The 14,907-nt window shown below is 65.2% G+C and carries 20 protein-coding genes and 1 pseudogene; 6 read left to right on the top strand and 15 right to left on the bottom strand.

Translation table 11 applies throughout. The annotated features are described in order from the left end of the window. Positions 1–2: 2 nt before the first annotated feature. From EQW76_RS06820 to EQW76_RS06785, 9 genes and pseudogenes are all read right to left on the bottom strand, one after another. Positions 3–338, bottom strand: coding sequence for a DUF736 domain-containing protein (locus EQW76_RS06820; RefSeq protein WP_142823685.1), 336 nt, complete (start codon positions 336–338; stop codon positions 3–5). 45 nt (positions 339–383) lie between these two features. Next, positions 384–929, bottom strand: coding sequence for a S26 family signal peptidase (locus EQW76_RS06815; RefSeq protein WP_142823684.1), 546 nt, complete (start codon positions 927–929; stop codon positions 384–386). Continuing rightward, positions 926–1,432 carry a DUF2840 domain-containing protein gene (locus EQW76_RS06810; protein WP_142823683.1) on the bottom strand — a complete coding sequence of 169 codons (507 nt, stop codon included), beginning with the start codon at positions 1,430–1,432 and terminating at the stop codon, positions 926–928. Before EQW76_RS06810 ends, EQW76_RS06815 begins: the two co-directional genes overlap by 4 nt. After that, positions 1,429–1,683 carry a hypothetical protein gene (locus tag EQW76_RS06805; protein WP_142823682.1) on the bottom strand — a complete coding sequence of 85 codons (255 nt, stop codon included), beginning with the start codon at positions 1,681–1,683 and terminating at the stop codon, positions 1,429–1,431. Before EQW76_RS06805 ends, EQW76_RS06810 begins: the two co-directional genes overlap by 4 nt. After that, positions 1,680–2,318, bottom strand: a complete 639-nt coding sequence (gene parA / locus EQW76_RS06800; RefSeq protein WP_142823681.1) for a ParA family partition ATPase — start codon at positions 2,316–2,318, stop codon at positions 1,680–1,682. The genes EQW76_RS06805 and parA overlap by 4 nt, the downstream gene beginning before the upstream one ends. Beyond that, the gene (locus EQW76_RS06795) at positions 2,315–2,605 is read right to left on the bottom strand and encodes a helix-turn-helix domain-containing protein (RefSeq protein WP_109922165.1); all 291 of its coding nucleotides are present in this window, start codon (positions 2,603–2,605) and stop codon (positions 2,315–2,317) included. Before EQW76_RS06795 ends, parA begins: the two co-directional genes overlap by 4 nt. A 151-nt stretch (positions 2,606–2,756) precedes the next feature. After that, positions 2,757–3,422: a DUF2285 domain-containing protein gene (locus tag EQW76_RS06790; RefSeq protein WP_142823680.1), complete on the bottom strand. Its 666-nt coding sequence runs from the start codon at positions 3,420–3,422 to the stop codon at positions 2,757–2,759. Next, a pseudogene (locus EQW76_RS29640) lies at positions 3,388–3,537 on the bottom strand (DUF6499 domain-containing protein); the annotation flags it as partial. The gene EQW76_RS06790 and the pseudogene EQW76_RS29640, both read right to left, overlap by 35 nt. 128 nt (positions 3,538–3,665) lie before the next feature. Continuing rightward, positions 3,666–3,929: a DUF2285 domain-containing protein gene (locus tag EQW76_RS06785; protein WP_142823679.1), complete on the bottom strand. Its 264-nt coding sequence runs from the start codon at positions 3,927–3,929 to the stop codon at positions 3,666–3,668. Between the two features lie 168 nt (positions 3,930–4,097). Here EQW76_RS06785 and EQW76_RS06780 point away from each other — a divergent pair, with 168 nt between their 5' ends. Then, positions 4,098–4,343, top strand: coding sequence for a helix-turn-helix transcriptional regulator (locus EQW76_RS06780; protein ID WP_244616938.1), 246 nt, complete (start codon positions 4,098–4,100; stop codon positions 4,341–4,343). 144 nt (positions 4,344–4,487) lie between these two features. Here EQW76_RS06780 and EQW76_RS06775 read toward each other — a convergent pair whose 3' ends face one another. Continuing rightward, positions 4,488–4,814, bottom strand: coding sequence for a DUF736 domain-containing protein (locus EQW76_RS06775; protein ID WP_142823678.1), 327 nt, complete (start codon positions 4,812–4,814; stop codon positions 4,488–4,490). An 11-nt stretch (positions 4,815–4,825) separates the two neighbouring features. On the opposite strand from EQW76_RS06775, the gene EQW76_RS29130 reads away from it, so the two are divergent. Together EQW76_RS29130 and EQW76_RS29000 are read left to right on the top strand one after the other, a co-directional pair. Then, positions 4,826–4,963 carry a hypothetical protein gene (locus EQW76_RS29130; protein ID WP_161991113.1) on the top strand — a complete coding sequence of 46 codons (138 nt, stop codon included), beginning with the start codon at positions 4,826–4,828 and terminating at the stop codon, positions 4,961–4,963. Between the two features lie 212 nt (positions 4,964–5,175). Next, entirely contained in the window at positions 5,176–5,337 is a 162-nt protein-coding gene (locus tag EQW76_RS29000) for a hypothetical protein (protein WP_203452794.1), read from the top strand. A gap of 64 nt (positions 5,338–5,401) precedes the next feature. On the opposite strand, the gene EQW76_RS06765 is transcribed toward EQW76_RS29000, so the two are convergent. Next, positions 5,402–5,842 (bottom strand): DUF4175 domain-containing protein, encoded by a 441-nt coding sequence (locus EQW76_RS06765; RefSeq protein ID WP_142823677.1) that lies wholly within the window; start codon positions 5,840–5,842, stop codon positions 5,402–5,404. Positions 5,843–6,067: 225 nt separating this feature from the next. On the opposite strand from EQW76_RS06765, the gene EQW76_RS06760 reads away from it, so the two are divergent. Further along, entirely contained in the window at positions 6,068–6,820 is a 753-nt protein-coding gene (locus EQW76_RS06760) for a hypothetical protein (RefSeq protein ID WP_142823676.1), read from the top strand. A gap of 7 nt (positions 6,821–6,827) precedes the next feature. Here EQW76_RS06760 and EQW76_RS06755 read toward each other — a convergent pair whose 3' ends face one another. The 4 genes from EQW76_RS06755 to EQW76_RS06740 all read right to left on the bottom strand — a co-directional run bounded on the left by EQW76_RS06755 (position 6,828) and on the right by EQW76_RS06740 (position 12,680). Beyond that, complete coding sequence (locus EQW76_RS06755; RefSeq protein ID WP_142823675.1) at positions 6,828–7,760, bottom strand: DUF2493 domain-containing protein; 933 nt, start codon at positions 7,758–7,760, stop codon at positions 6,828–6,830. Between the two features lie 318 nt (positions 7,761–8,078). Beyond that, the gene (locus tag EQW76_RS06750) at positions 8,079–9,122 is read right to left on the bottom strand and encodes a toprim domain-containing protein (protein ID WP_142823674.1); all 1,044 of its coding nucleotides are present in this window, start codon (positions 9,120–9,122) and stop codon (positions 8,079–8,081) included. Positions 9,123–9,191: 69 nt separating this feature from the next. Then, positions 9,192–11,321 carry a ParB/RepB/Spo0J family partition protein gene (locus tag EQW76_RS06745; protein WP_142823673.1) on the bottom strand — a complete coding sequence of 710 codons (2,130 nt, stop codon included), beginning with the start codon at positions 11,319–11,321 and terminating at the stop codon, positions 9,192–9,194. A 147-nt stretch (positions 11,322–11,468) separates the two neighbouring features. Further along, positions 11,469–12,680, bottom strand: a complete 1,212-nt coding sequence (locus EQW76_RS06740) for a DUF932 domain-containing protein (RefSeq protein WP_142823672.1) — start codon at positions 12,678–12,680, stop codon at positions 11,469–11,471. A gap of 337 nt (positions 12,681–13,017) precedes the next feature. Between EQW76_RS06740 and EQW76_RS06735 the strand changes: the two genes are divergently transcribed. Together EQW76_RS06735 and EQW76_RS06730 are read left to right on the top strand one after the other, a co-directional pair. Further along, positions 13,018–13,830 carry a type IV toxin-antitoxin system AbiEi family antitoxin gene (locus tag EQW76_RS06735; protein WP_137931625.1) on the top strand — a complete coding sequence of 271 codons (813 nt, stop codon included), beginning with the start codon at positions 13,018–13,020 and terminating at the stop codon, positions 13,828–13,830. After that, entirely contained in the window at positions 13,830–14,858 is a 1,029-nt protein-coding gene (locus tag EQW76_RS06730; protein ID WP_142823671.1) for a nucleotidyl transferase AbiEii/AbiGii toxin family protein, read from the top strand. Before EQW76_RS06735 ends, EQW76_RS06730 begins: the two co-directional genes overlap by 1 nt. Positions 14,859–14,907: the final 49 nt, after the last annotated feature.

The following is a 14,907-nucleotide window of genomic DNA, read 5'->3' as shown; positions in this document are numbered from 1 at the left end:
GTTCAGTCCCGCTCGCCGCGCTTGGGCGGACGATTCCAGTGCAGGTTCCAGGCCGATTTGTCCTCGGTCGATTGGAAGAGGTTCGCGCGGATCGGCTGGACCAAGGTGGGATCGTCGATCTGCAGGGAGACGTAATCGCCGGCTTTTTCGCCGGTGCGTTTCCATCCGGCGCCGATCTCAGGTCCGTTATCGTCGCCGTGGTGAATACGATAGTCCGGCGCGTTCTCGGCGTCGGTGTGCTCAGCGGGGATGAGCACGATCTCAACGTCCAGCGAGAGCGTGCGGATGTGGCCGGCGTAGCCGTTCTTCGTGCGCGTGAATTCGCCGATCTGCGGCATGGGAAGACTCCTTTGTTGTGCGGTGAGGTCGGATAGGCGCGTCGTTCACCGCGTCGCGGCGCGCCATTCAAAGCGGCCGCTGCCGTCTTCATCGGTCCACACCGGGGTTGCGCGGCCGATGATCGAGCGGGTGGAAATCGGACCGAAGTAGCGACCGTCGAGGCTGTCCTCGACGGACCAGTTCATGAGGAAGATTTCGCCGTCGGCGATGCGCCGGCAGCCCTGCCAGACGGGCAGATCGCGGCCGAGACGGTCGCGCGTCAGCGCTTCGCCCATGGCAATGCCGTCGACGGTGACTTGTGCGCCGGTGCGGCAGACCTGCTGCCCGGGAAGAGCGGCGACACGTTTCATGAGGGGGACGCCGCGCGGGACGTAGCGACGCTCGGCGAGGAACGATGCGAGCGGCTCCGGGGCGTCCACGGCGACGAGGTCCGTCACTTCAAGGCGTGGCGACCGCTCGAGCGAATAGAGTCCGATCGGCGTGCTGGCGGACGCGTTCCAGATCAGCCTGGGCGTGATGTGGATGAAGGACAGGCCACCGATCAGCATCACGGTGAAGTACGTCGTCATGATGTAGCCGAAGCGACTCATGGCTCGACTCTTCGGCGCAGAAGGATGGCGCGATGCTGCTCGGCCGTGTAGCTGCGCGGCTCTTGGCCGGCAGCGAGACGATTGTGAACGTGCCGCCAATGATGCGGCGAGACCTCGGCGGGATTGATGCCGATCGACTCGATGGCGTCGACGATCTGCAGAACGCGCTCGACCTTCGGCCAGCCGTCCATCCTCAGCAGAATGTCGCCGCCGGGGCGCACGAAGGGGAGCGTCTGATAGGGTTCGCCCGGCGAGATCGCGCGCACGATGTCGATGCGTGAGATGATCGTCCCGAAGTCGTTGGCCGCCCAACGGACAAAGGCGAAGACGCTATGGGGCGGGAAGCTGACGACGCGCCGGCGGCGGTCGAGAATCTGTTCGTGGACGTCCTGGCCGAACCTGACCCAGTATTCGATCTTCTTCTCGATCCAGGTCAGCTCGACGTGGGTCAGACCAACTACGGTCGGCGTCGCAACGCGACGTAGGTCAGGAGCGCCATTCATGGCGTGCCTCCTTCAGTTGGGGGAAATTCGCGGGCGAGCAGTTCGCGCAGCAGGTCGGCGACAGTTACACCGCGCTGGAACGCGACGATCTTGATCTGGCCGCGCATGTCGGGCGTGACGTCGATAGTGAGGCGTGCGGTGAAATTGGCGGCGGCGCCGCCGCGCGCGGGGCGCGGATCGGGGGCTTTGACCCAGCTCTCAGGATCGGCCGGGCGTGCAGTGAAGGTACGTTTGTGGGATCGCTCCATCATGACGCGATCCTCCCGAGCTCGGTGCAAAGTGCGGTGATCTCGCGCGCGGCGGGGCTGCGTTCGTTGATCTCCGAGACGAGGCGGCCGGAGCGCGCCGCGTCGGCGAAGGTGACGCGCTGGCCGACGGTGCTGGTGAGTACCGGCGGATCGTGATCGGCGAGCGTCTCGGCCGTCTCGCGGGCAATGACCGTGCGCGCTCCACACCGATTCAGCACGAAGCGGGCGGCGAGCTGGGGGCGGTAGATCCGCGCCTCGCCGAGCAGCGAGAGCATTTCCGCAGAGGCCCAGCCATCGAAAGGCGATGGCTGCACGGGGATCAGCACCAGGTCGGCGGCAAGCAGCGCGGACCGCATCAAGCTGGCGACACGCGGTGGTCCGTCGATCACCACATAGTCGGCGCTTCGCGCCAGTTCCGGCGCTTCGCTATGAAGCGTATCTCGCGCCAGACCGACGACACCAAACAGGCGTCCGAGGCCTTCGCGCGCTCGCTGCTGCGACCAGTCGAGCGCTGAGCCTTGGGGATCGGCGTCGATGAGCACGACACGCTTTCCTCGCCGAGCCCATTCGCCGGCGAGATGCAGCGCGAGCGTCGTCTTGCCGACGCCACCCTTCTGATTGAGGAGCGCGACGATCATGACGCGCCGCCGCGGCGCACGGGCATTCCCCCGGCGGGCGTCGCCTGTCGCTTCGCAGGGTGGACAACACCGTGGCCCGGATCCGATGTCGACTGCCGTGTGCCGCGATCGGCCCAAGCTTGCAGATCGTCGAGCGCATAGACAATGCGGCCACCCAGCTTGCGATAGACCGGTCCCGTGCCGTAGGTGCGGTGCTTCTCCAGCGTGCGACCAGACAGACCGAGGAAGCGCGCCGCCTCAGGTGTGCGGAGATAGCGTGGCGGGGAGTCGAGTCGCGCTGCTGACATTGGGGCCTCCGGGGCATCGGCCGCCCCGCCGGCGTGCAGTGGCGAAGCGGCGACCACGATGGCGAACCACCGGCGTCAGGGTGGATGACGGAGTGAGACCCCTGCGAGCGCGTACCCCGTCGGCGATGGTGGAGAGGAGCTGGCGCATGGGTCAGCGGCCGGCGAGCAAGCGGAGATAGCCGCCGCGCATCATTGTCTGGGCGTCCTTGACCAGGCGGATCGTCTGCGCACGGATGGGCGACGTTTTCCATTCGGTGGCGGACTGGCCCGGCGTATCGAACAGGACGCCGGCGATTTCGCGATAAGTTGCGCCTGATGATCGGCCGTCCAGCGCGCGCACCATGCGCGCCAGCCGCAAGCGGTGACGCGGCGTGAGCGTGAGCGCACGAGGGAGCGGACCGGCGGCACGTCCGAATAGGCGGCGTTGGAATCGCAATGCTGCTTCGGCGCGGATGTGGAAGTTGTCGTCAAGCGGCAGCAGGACGGCGAGCGGTTGAGACGGGTCGATGGCGTCGGCGACCAAATGATGATCACCGTCGGGATCGGCTAATATAATCGCACCTTCACCGCCGGGCTGCGCGTGCAGTGTGGCATGGGTCAGGTCGAGTTGTTCGAGTCGCCGGGCCGTGCGGAAGACCGCCGGCACGGCTTCAAGCATCAGAACGCTGGCGACCAGCTCGGGCCGCCAGAAGATCGCGGCCTCATGAGCGGAGCGATCGGGATCGAGCAGGAAATCGCAACCCCCATTGCGGGGCTGAGCTCCTGCGGGGCAATGAAGCGCCTGGCCGGCTGGCCGGCGTGCTGCGCAGGCGGTCATAGTCGCTGCGATAGTCGGGATTCCGGCGCAGGAATTCCCACGCGAACCCTTGCCGCTCCAGCCGGTTCAGCGCGCGTTCAGTGGTCTGCAATCGCCAATCGGGCGGCTCGGCCATACGCGTCTCCTCATCCGCGTTCTAAGTTGGCCCCCTGCACGCCTAAGCCTTGCCGCCGAAAAGGCGCGACGGAAGTCCCCAAAACGGGGCGGCGCGATGCCCCGTACAACCGGGGGGAGTGTCCTGCTCTAGGACACGCGGGGGCGGAGGAGCTCGCGATAGCCCCTGGTGGTCATCCAGCGGGCGCGGGCGAGATGGCTGTCATGAACCATTCGGGCGCGGTCGGGATCGCCGTCGGGATCGAGCCCGAAAAGAATCTGGACCGCCTCACGCCAATCGGCGCCTTCGGCGGCGGCGTCGAGGAGCCGGATATAGAGCGCAAGATGGCTTTCGTCGTAGCCTGTCAGGCGGTCACCCTCGGGCGGACGATCCTGAAAAGTAATGACGGTCATCGACGCGCTCATCTACTTTGGTTAACCGATCGTATCTGCATCGCCAATGCAAACCAGATCGACAACTGAAATTACCCGATGCTTTTCACGCATCGCGGCAGACCACTGGCGGCATCACGCGCAGGCTTCCTGGCCGTGTATTATAACACGTAGCGCTATAATACACGATTGTCTTCTAACCTGCGGATGGACATTCGCAGGATTTTTGGCGCCAACGTCAGGAGGTATCGAATCGCGGCCGGCCTGAGCCAGGAAGCGGTCGCCGTGAAAATGGGCGTGGACCGCGCCTATGTGAGCGGCATGGAGCGGGGCCAGCAGAATGTGACGCTGTTGACGATGTGGCATTTGGCGGAAGCGTTGGATGTCAGGCCGGTCGATCTGCTCGACGAGACGGTAAAGAAGGGTGAGAAGTGAGTCTCCCCGAGTCGCACTTCTGACCGGCGGAAAGGCGCAAAGCGATAAACCGCCGAGGCGCAAAGCCGACATTGCACGAAGCCGAAACGGCGGATCTTAAACGACTTGCCCCGCCCGAGGATCGGGCGGGGCGTCGCGGGCGGGTTAGTCGGCGCGGCGGCCGTTGGGGCGGGACCAGATGAGGCTGTACCCCTCGCCCTCCTCGTCGTCGAAGAGGTTGGCGTAGATCGGGGCGGTGAAGCTCGGATCGTCGAGCTTGAGGCCCAGATAATCGCGGCCCTCGTTGCTGCGCTTGGACCAGGCGGCGCCGATCTCGACGCGGCCGGCGAAGACGCGGTGGCTGGGGGCGTTCTCGCCAGAGCGGTTGGCTTCGGGGACGATACGGACGTTCTTGGCCTGGACGCTGAGGGTGACGATTTGGCCGGTGAACTCGTTCGTGCCGGACTTCTTGAAGGTGCCGATGGTCGCCATGATAGTTCTCCTTGAACTCTGTTCCGAGCCCGCACCATTGCGGCCTCGATGGCGATCGGCAGGCCGAAGGCGATCGACGCGGCATCGCTTGCGACCGCAGCGCAGCGGAGGATGGCAGCCAGGCGACTTTGTTGTTTCGCGAGGAATGACGGCGCAGCCGGCAGGGGAAGAAAGTCGATCGGCGCCATTGCCGCATAGGCGATTGAGGCATAGCCGGCCTTCGGCCAGATCAGCCCATTGAAGAGGCCGTTTTGGAGCGGTCGGTCAGACAGAGATGGATTGAGGAGAACGTGGCGAGCACTGCGCTGCCGCTAGGATTTCGGCAACAACGGAGTCGGCGATTCCACGGGACAGTCCAGGCTTGACCGCATCTCGATGCCAGATGTCGCTCTGGCAAGAAAGCCAGCGCACCGATGTTGATGGCGCGACCGAATGGCGTCACACGCAGCTCCAGCGCGAGACTGCGATGACGCGACACGGATTGGCTGAGGCCAAGGTCTGGCCGCCGACCGCCATTTCGTGATTTCGATGACGAGGGTGGCGCAGTGAAGATCGGCCGATGGTCCGGCCGTTGCTGCCTGATGGCGTCAGACGCGCGCCAAGCCCTGCCCCGATGGTCCGGGCGCTGCCATAGCCGTCACCCGCATGAACACCGTGACGCCGACGGCAATCGCACCAACGATAGAAAAGATGATCTGCCACGTATCGGAGGGCATGGTGTGCCGCACGATGCCATGGGTGGCGTGATAGCCGGCGAGCGCCGCGGGCGCGACGAAGGCGATCGCGATCGCGAGGCGCAGCCAGAGCGGCCGTACGAAGGCGAGCAGGAACTGGCCGATGCCGAACGTCAGTGCGGCGGCGACCAGGCCGACGACGATGCCGCCAATCCAGCCTGCGCCGGTCTGATAGGCCCAGACTCCAGCGGTGACGCCGACGAAGGCGGGCAGTGCGAATACTGCAAGGTTGAACAAGAGCCAGCAGAGCATGCCAATGGTGGCAATGCTGGCGAGGATGCCAATGAAGATCATGGCGATGGTCTCCCGTAAGAAAGGTCTGACGGTCGCGCCTTCCACCACCACCACGGCGCAAACCAACTATAGTCGAAGTTGTGCGGCGGCGGGAGCGGAAATCGGACATCATTTCCGGTGCGTTGCGTTGCCGGGGTGGTAGGGGGACGACTTTCCAGCTCTCACCGAGCGGGACCTCAATCCGGGGCAGGCGCAGGAGCGACAAGAGGAGAATGGCGGTGGAGCGTGGCTAGCGGATTCGTCATACCTGACGGCAACGAGGCGCTTCGAGACGACATCCCGGCCGTGGTGGAACTCATCGAGCGCACGGCGCGGTGGGTCCATCCGGACACTTTCCGGACCTTGCCGGTCTGGGCTCCGCACACTGCGCGCGGGCGACCGCTCTACGACGCGGGATGGACGCGCCGATACACGAATACGCGCAAGGCGACTGGCGTCACGGCCGAGAAGTTCGAAGGCAACGTCGCCGCGCTTAACGCGTTAGTCGCGGCACTCGACGTCGCGTCGCCCAAGCCGAAGAATTGGACCGTGTGCCACATCTGGGGGTACGACGATCCGTCCTTCGCGCAACGGAGCAACGTCGTCCAGGATCCTCGCTACTTTTCCTGCGTGGCCAACATGGTGTGGCTGCCGACATCGCTGAAGGGCTTCACCGACACACTTCCCGAGATCAAGGCCATGCTACGTGTTTGCGCATTTCATCTCTACGGATGGGCTTGCGAGCATCCTTCGGTCGCCGATCAAGCCGACAAGGTGAGAGCCGGCTGGGTTGAAGAAGGCTATCCGAAGAGCTGGCCAAGCCCCGATCGCCGTGGCGTGCTGCCGCCCGGCACGGCTCCGTTCACCCTGCGGATCGAGCGGGAGATCGCCAAGCGCAAGGAGAAGATCAAGGCCGACATCGCGAATGCCGCCTTCCTTCACTATCCGAAGGATGAGGTGCAGGAAGTGCTGAGATTCTGGAAGATAGAATTGAGCTAGGGGGCGCTCACGCGCCGCCCGATGCGAATTTCCAGACCGGAATGCCGAGCTTGCGAGCCTTGTCGGCGAGGTTGTCCTGAATGCCGGTGCCCGGGAAGTGCATGACGCCGATCGGCAGTATCTGCAGCAATTGATCGTTGCGTTTGAAAGGCGCTGCCTTGGCGTGTTTCGTCCAATCGGGCTTAAAAGCGACCTGTGGCACTTTTCGATGGTCGGCCCAGCGGGCAGCGATGCGCTCGGCGCCCTTCGGCGACCCGCCATGCAGTAGCACCATGTCGGGATGCTTGGCGTGGGCCTGATCGAGCTTGGCCCAGATGAGCCGGTGATCGTTGAAGTCGAGACCGCCAGTGAGGGCGATCTTCGGACCTGCCGGTAGCATCACTTCGGTTTCGGCACGACGCTTGGCGGCGAGAAAATCGCGGCTGTCGATCATGGCCGAGGTCATGGTGCGGTGGTTGACCATCGACCCGCTGCGCGGTCGCCAGGATGAACCGGCATGGCGCTCGAAGTGCTCGGCGGCCTGATCGCGCATCAATTCGAAAGCGTCACGGCGTTCGATCAGCGTCTGGCCCTCAGCGGTAAGCCGCTCCAGCTCGACGGATTTCACCTCGGAGCCGTCCTGTTCCCGTTGGCTCCGCCGCTGAGCCTGTTCGTTGTCGTCGAGTTCGCGTTCGATCCGGTCGGTAGCTCGGTGGAAGAGATTGACGGTCGACCAGAGTAGATCGTCGAGGTCGGGCTCGAGGCGGGTGTCCTGCAAGGTGACAATCAGCGCATCGAAGATGTCGGCGATGGCGCCCGCGACGGCGTTCCCCTCGGGCAGCGGCCTCGGGTCGAGTTCGTCCTGGAAGGGGCGGAAGCCGTAAAGCTGAAGCTCGGTGAGAAGGTGGTCGGTAGGAGATGAAGCGTGATGTGGCTCGAAGTCGTCGCGATCGCTCGTCATGGGATGCTCCTTCGTCGGTCTGACCGCGACCCTCGCGGCCTTCTGGCGACTAAAGCCGTCGGGCGGGCCGGACCTGCACCCGGAGCGAAGCGCAGGGCCGAAGCGTCAGCGGAGGATGGCGAAGCCCGGTTGTTTTGCTTCGCGATGCAAAGGCCCGAAGGGCCGGCGGAAAAGAACCGGGCGCAGCCATTGCCGGGCCGGATCGTTTGACGGCCGATCGCCCTCTCGAAGGCCGGGTCGCGGTCTCTCCGGCGAGATGGGAAGCAGTCAGGGCGATTGCGCTGACAGCGCCGCCGCTCTTGTCGCATCCCTCCGGAACTACATCGCCTCGGCCGCAATGAAGCGCGCGACATCTTCCGGGGCGAGCTGGACGCGGACGTTGGCCCAGAGCGCGACGATGCCGATCAGTCTGAGATCCTCGTTGAAGTCTCCGAGTGTCGGCGACAGAACAATCGCCTCGATCCCGACAGCGTTTGCCCGTTCGATCAGGCTGTCGCGCGCGCCGTCGCCGGCCGGATCGTCGTCACGCACGATGTAGAGTCGGCGTAGAGTTGCCGGGAACAGGATGGCTGCGAGGTGCGCGGCCGATAGAGCGGCGGCCATCGGCATGCGGGGCGCCACCATTCGCAGCGACAGAATGGTTTCGATTCCTTCGCCGGCCGCCATCACGTCACGCGCCACGCCAAAACGGACCGCATGGCCGAGGAGGCCGCCCATCGCTCGCCGCGGCGTGTCAATCGGCGCCTTGCCGCTGCCGTCGGGTGCAAGCCAGGTACGATGCGCGCCGGTGATCCGGCCGCCAAGATCGGTGACGGATGCGATCATCGCCGGCCAGTTCTCGGTCGGACCGTGCTCGTCCGGCCTATAATAGCATCGGGGATGGAAGCGCAGCGATCCGGTTTCGTGCAAAGCCGTGATGCCGCGTTGGCGTAAGTACGTTTCCACGGCCGTGCCTGGTATCGGTTGCGACATGGCGAAGAGCCGGCGTGCCGCCTCCGGCGATCCCGTCGGAGCTGGCGCCTGCCGCGGACTTGATTGCCGCTCAGGCTCGGGATGCGGAAGGCTGAGGAAGGTTCGCGCCTCATCGGCGACGTCCTTGAAGTCGACCAGGCCGCGGCTCTCGCGGATGATGTCGAGTAGATCGCCGTGCTCGCCAGTGGCGGCGTCGGTCCATTTGCCGGCAGCGCCCTTGCCGGATTCGGCGCCCTTCAAGCGGACGAACATGGACCGCCCCGGCGTGTTGCGGGCATCGCCGACCAGCCAATAACGTCCTTCACGGCGGCCGTTGGAAAGATAATGACGGCAGGCCGCCTCAGCCTGCCTGGCCATACGGCGTGCCAGATCGGATGCATCTTCCGACATCGTGTCCTCCGAGACGAAAAAGGGCCCGCCATCGCTGGCGGGCCCCTGGCAGTGCGGTTAGCTCCTTCGTTATTCGGCCGCGGTCGCGTGGGCTTCGAGCGCGACCGAGTCATCCTCGACCACTTCCTCATCTTCCACCACGGCCGTTTCGCCGCCGTCCGCCGCCGTTTCTTCGCCTGCCGCATCGGCGTCTGCTTCCACAGGGTCGATGGCGTCGGACTCAACGGCATTCGGCACATCGCGACCGGGCGTGCGGAGCGGCTCCGGCAGCCATCCGGACCCCTCGAGCAGCGTCTCGGCCTGCTCCGCCATCTCGGCCTTCTTGAGGTGCTCGATGCGGTCGCCCGCCCGCGCGCCTTTCGCCTGCCGCACGGCTGCGAGGATGCGAGCCTTGGTCACCCGGCCGAAATAATTGCCGATCGTCGGCGTCCAGCCAGCTGCGACCATGTCGAGATCGACGGCCTGGGCGATCCGGTCGGCGTGGGCCAGCGCGCGAGGCTTGCGATTGTAGGCCTCATAAATCGCGTTGACCGACAGCGAGACGCAATGAGCGAACAGCGCCTGGCGGCTGTCTGTGTCGAACGAAATGAGCCCGTCCCAAAGGTCGGCCGGTTCCTTCGGCAGCGCGTTGAGCCAAGCCTGATGCCGGGCGTCGAAAGCGACGGCGAGCGCGCTGTCGGCAAGGCTCGGCGACTGAGCGCTGAATCCCGCGCTCTTCAGGTCGAGCTCCAGACAGGTGTCCTGCGAGTAGCGGTAGAACACCTTGAGGCACAGGGCGTGAAGCGCGGCGACGAAGGCGATGTCGGGATTCTCGCCCAGGGCGTGGCGAAGTGCGAGGGTCCGATGGGACGTCAGCTCGGTCATCAGCCGATCGGGGATCGGCTTGATACCATCGTCTTCCTCGGGCTCATCCGCAGGAGGCTCCGTGCCTGCGGCCACGCTCGTACCATCATGCTCGGTTCGCGCCGCGATCGTCGGCTCGTCGGCCGGATCGGTCTCGGCGTCGTTCTCCGGGGCGATCGGAAGTTCGTCCTCGGGGCGGACATAGCCACGCTCGATGCGCAGCGCGCCCGAACCGTCGATGCTGACGAAGGCGCCAGCGCGCGCGACCTCCTCGGGATCGAAGGCCTGGGGGCGATCATCGAAGGCGGCAAGAGCCGTCTCGATTTCGCCGAGCCGCTGATCGGCCTCGTCGGGCAGCTCCTCGGCTTCGGCGTAGGTCCCCTCCAGACCGTCCATCTCGGCTTGTAGCGCGTCACGCGTCGCCTGCTCATCGTCGGTGAGCGGAACCTGCTCGCCGCGCAATTGCCGCAGGCCATAGATGTGGCCGTAGGCAAAGTCGGGCGCGACATCGATCCACTTCCAGCCTTCAGCGCGGATCGCCTCGGACTGTTCGCGCAGTTGTTCGGCCACCAGCATGTCGAGGAGACCGACATCCTGCAGCCACCCGCCATCATCACCTTGGAACAGGTCGCGCAGAATCACGCCGCGCGCCTCGGTGTAGGCGTCGAGGCCGATGAACTGCGCGCGCTTGTCCGATGCCCGCACGGCGCCCTCGGTGAGCATCCGGCGGATGACATGCGGCTCCTTGGAGTAGGACTGGCTCAGGCGCTCGAACACCTGCTCCTGACGCTCGTGGTCGCCGTTGACCGTGAACGCCATGAGCTGGTCCAGCGTCATGCCGTCGTCGGCATAGACGTCGAGCAGCTTGGGCGAGACGGCCGCAAGGCGGAGGCGCTGCTTGACGACGGACACGGCGACGAAGAAGGCCGCGGCGATGTCCTCCTCGGACTGGCCTTTCTCGCGTAGCGCCAGGAAGGCACGGAACTGATCGAGCGGGTGAAGCGGCGCGCGCTGGACGTTCTCGGCGAGGCTGTCTTCCTCGGGAATGCCGTCCTCGCGCACGACGCAGGGCACGGGCGCGGTCTTGGCCAGGCGCTTCTGCTTGACCAGGAGTTCGAGCGCGCGGAAGCGGCGGCCGCCGGCCGGAACCTCGAACATGCCTGTCTCGACGCCTTCAGTGTCGCGAACCGGCCGCACGGTGATGCTCTGCAGGAGTGTGCGCCGGGCGATGTCCTCGGCCAGCTCGTCGATCGAGACGCCGGCCTTGATCCGACGGACATTGGACTGGCTCAGCACCAGCTTGTTGAACGGGATGTCCCGCGATGAGGACAGGACGATTTTCTGAACTCGGGTCATGGTCATTCTCCATGACGGGCGGCCGTGAGACTCTCTCTCGGCCTCAACCCGTCACGAAGTGAGCGCAGCCCTCTTCCTCTAAGAGGCTGGGGCTGCGCGGAATCGTAAAGGCGCGGAGCCGTGGACCCGGCTCCGCGCCTCCCGGTATTACCGGACGCTGGAAAGGAGCTTCGCGGCCTTTCCCTCCAGCTCCAGCCGCGCATCCTGGTGCGGCTTGGCGCGCGCGAGCGCCGTGATCCCCTGGACGAAGTCGAAGATCGACTCCGGCGGCCGCCCTTCCTCCTCGAGCACGGTGGCGATGATCTTCTCGGTCTCGGGACGCGAGAAGCCGCGCCTGCGCAAGAAGCTCTCGCGATCCTCATCCTTGCGGGCGACGATCTGTTCGCGAGCGGCCCTGATCCCCGCCAGAAACGGCGCTGGCGACGATGTGGCGAAGCGTTCCAGCGCCGGCGCCGCCTGATGCGCAAAGCGGTGGCTGGCGAACTTGCTGTGGCGGATCGAGATCTCCTCGAAGCCCTCGGCGCCCCAGATGTTGCGGTTCATGCAGACGGCGCGGAGATAGAAGGACGCCATGCCGAGCGTTTTGGAGCCCACCTCGCTGTTCCAGCAATAGAAGCCCCGGAAGTAGAGATCGGGGTCGCCGTTGGGCAGGCGACCGGCTTCGATCGGATGGGCGTCGTCGACCAGGAAGAGGAAGACGTCGCGATCGGAGGCGTAGAGGGTGGTGGTGTCCTTGGTCACTTCGACGAACGGGTTGTGCGTCATGGTCGACCAGTCGAGCAGGCCCGGCACCTTCCAGCGCGTGTCGCCGGTGCCGTCGCCGGCGATCTTCATGACGGCGGCGACCAGTTCATGGTCCCAGATACGGCCATAGTCCGGGCCGGTGACGGCGCGCAGCTCGATCCTCCCGTCGTCCGCCTCCAGCGTCTTCACCAGCTCGGCCCGGTGCGAGAGCAGCCCGTGCTGCATGTTGATGCCGGCAAGCGGCGCAGGGAGCTGGCGCATATAGCCGGCAGGCGCGCCGACCAGGCTGCACATCTGGCCGAACGACCAGTGCGTGGGAGCGACGGGCTCCTCGCGATCGGGCACGATCAGCGCCAGGCGTTCGGCGTTGTCGCGACTGGCTTCGACACGAAGGGTCCGGGTCTCGACGGTGCGGGCAGTGGCGCGGTCCGCGCGTGCGCGAACGGCGGCGTAGAGCGCGCTGAGCGACAGGTAGCGCTCGTCGTCGGGGCGCGAAAACCATTCGGACGACACGCGCCCGATCCGTTCGCCGCGCGAGATGTCAACTTTGTAGCCGGCTGAAACCGGCGGGGCGCCGAAGGCGTCCCGATCGGCGATGGTGGGTAACTCGGTCATGGCAGAATCTCCATGACGGGCCGGCCGGGAGCCTCTCTCTCGACCCTCAACCCGTCACGGCGACAGCCGCAGCCCTCTCACTCTCGGGGCGTTGCGGGGTGTCCCCGCAGAAGGGGGCGGCAGAGACCAAAGGCTCGACCGTGGGGGAAGGCTTTCCCCGTCAAACGGCGGTTCGGGTGAAGAGTGGTTTCTGAAAGTGCTGTGGATAAGGTAATATATAGCCCATACGGAGCGTTTTTTGCGACTGAGACAGGGGCGGGCGTGTCTTTGGATGTTGACAAATATGCGTCAAAATGGCTATTTCTTGCCCACTTTAACGCAGAATCGTAGACCCGCTATGCAACCTCGCCAGCACAAAACGGCCAGCTTTCTGTCGGCTCATCCGGTGTTCACCCGCGCTGAGTTCGCGGCGGCCTTCGGCCACCCGGCGGGCGGGGCCAATGTTACGAGCCTGCTTCGGCATCACCTGCGGGCCGGTAATATCAAGCGTATCAGTCGTGAGGTGTTTGCCGCGGTGCCGGCCCACTTGGCGGTCGAGCGGATGGTGATCGACCGCTTCGCTGCAGCGAGCAAGCTGCGCCCCGATGGCGTCTTGGGGTTTCACTCAGCCCTTGAGTTGCACGGCATAGCCTATTCCGAGTTCAACGAGGTCCAGCTCATCAGTGCGGGGCGAACCGAACGCGTGGATCTGCCATTTGGCGCTTGCCGTTTCGTCGCGCCGCCGAAGGCATTGGCCGCGGCCGGCAAGGCAGACTACCTGACCACGACCATGGATCGGCAGGGCGTGGCGGTCCGCGTGACGGCGGTTGAACGCACGGTTGTCGATGCCTTGCACCGGCCGGAACTCGCTGGCGGCGTCGAGGAGGTTCTGCAGTCGCTGGATCTGGTGCGCTATCTCGATCCGACGAAAGTCGCCGACTATGTCGAACTGCTGGACAACCGGTCGCTCGCTTCCGTTTCCGGCTGGTGGCTCGAGAGGCGACGTTCGGCGCTCGGCGTCACGGACGACGTCCTGACGCGCCTGCGGCGTCGTCTTCCACGATCGAAGCATTACGCGTTGGGCGCCGAACCTGGTCATGCCGTGCTCGTCGAGGCATGGCGTGTGCTTCTGCCGCGGCAGGCTGTCGATGCTGCTTTTGAGGGCGTGTGATGGTCGCGTCGCGAGAAACGCTTCAGGATCTTGCGGCAGAGCGGCAGCTTCAGCCCGCGACGCTCGAACGGGTGATTCGGCTGATCGATATTCTGGATGCGTTCGGTGCCGATACGCTGATCGGGCCGCGGATCGCCTTGAAGGGCGGCACGGCGCTCAACGTCTTCCACTCCGATCTGGACCGCCTTTCGGTCGATATCGACGTCAACTATGTCGGCGCGCTCGAGAAAGAGCAGATGGACGCCGACCGGCCAGGATTGGAAGACCGGATCGAGCGCTTGATGGAATCGAAAGGCTATGCCGCGCGGCGTGAGCCGTCCGAGCACGCCGGTGGCAAATGGATTTATCGCTATGCCTCCGCGCTGGGCGGCGCGGGGACCATCGAGATCGACATCAACTATCTCTATCGCGGCCCCCTATACGGCGTGGATCGCATGCCGTCGGTGGCAATCGGCTCTTACCAGGCGACGAATGTGCCGGTTCTCGATATCCATGAGATCATCGCCGGCAAGATGGTCGCGCTGGTCACGCGCCGCACCGCGCGCGACTTGTTCGACGCGCATCGGATCATCGCCATGCCCTCGCTCGACTGGTCGAAGATCAAGGCGGCTACCTTGATGATCGGCGCGAGCGCCAAGAGCGTCGATTGGCGTTCAGCCTCACCCGCGGCGATCGGCTGCGAGGTCGGCGATATCACCGGTAAGCTGACCATGTGCCTGCACGATCGGTATTTCGACGCCTTCGGTGGGCCCGCCGCCTGGATCGAGAGCGTCACGGCCGAGTGCCGGGACAAGCTCGCGCTGCTGTTTCAGTTCACGGCGGGGGAGAGGGCATTTCTGGACGCCATACTGGACCGGGGTGAGATCGACGCGTCCGCGCTGGAGGCGCCGGAGCAGGTGCGCGCCGCGATCGAAGCCAGTCCGGCCCTGCGGTGGAAAGCACAGAACGTCAAAGCTTGGAAATCTGGCGACAAATCGCTGGCGCCACGTGCGAGGCGGGCAGGGCGGCCACGCGGAGAGACCCGGTGAATACTGAAGCGGATACTTGCCGAAAATTCGTTGTTCCGCGCCTGCAAAC

Source organism: Rhizobium sp. rho-13.1 (genome assembly GCF_007000305.1).
Lineage (GTDB): Bacteria > Pseudomonadota > Alphaproteobacteria > Rhizobiales > Rhizobiaceae > Rhizobium > Rhizobium rhododendri.
This window is presented reverse-complemented; position numbering and strand designations above follow the sequence as displayed.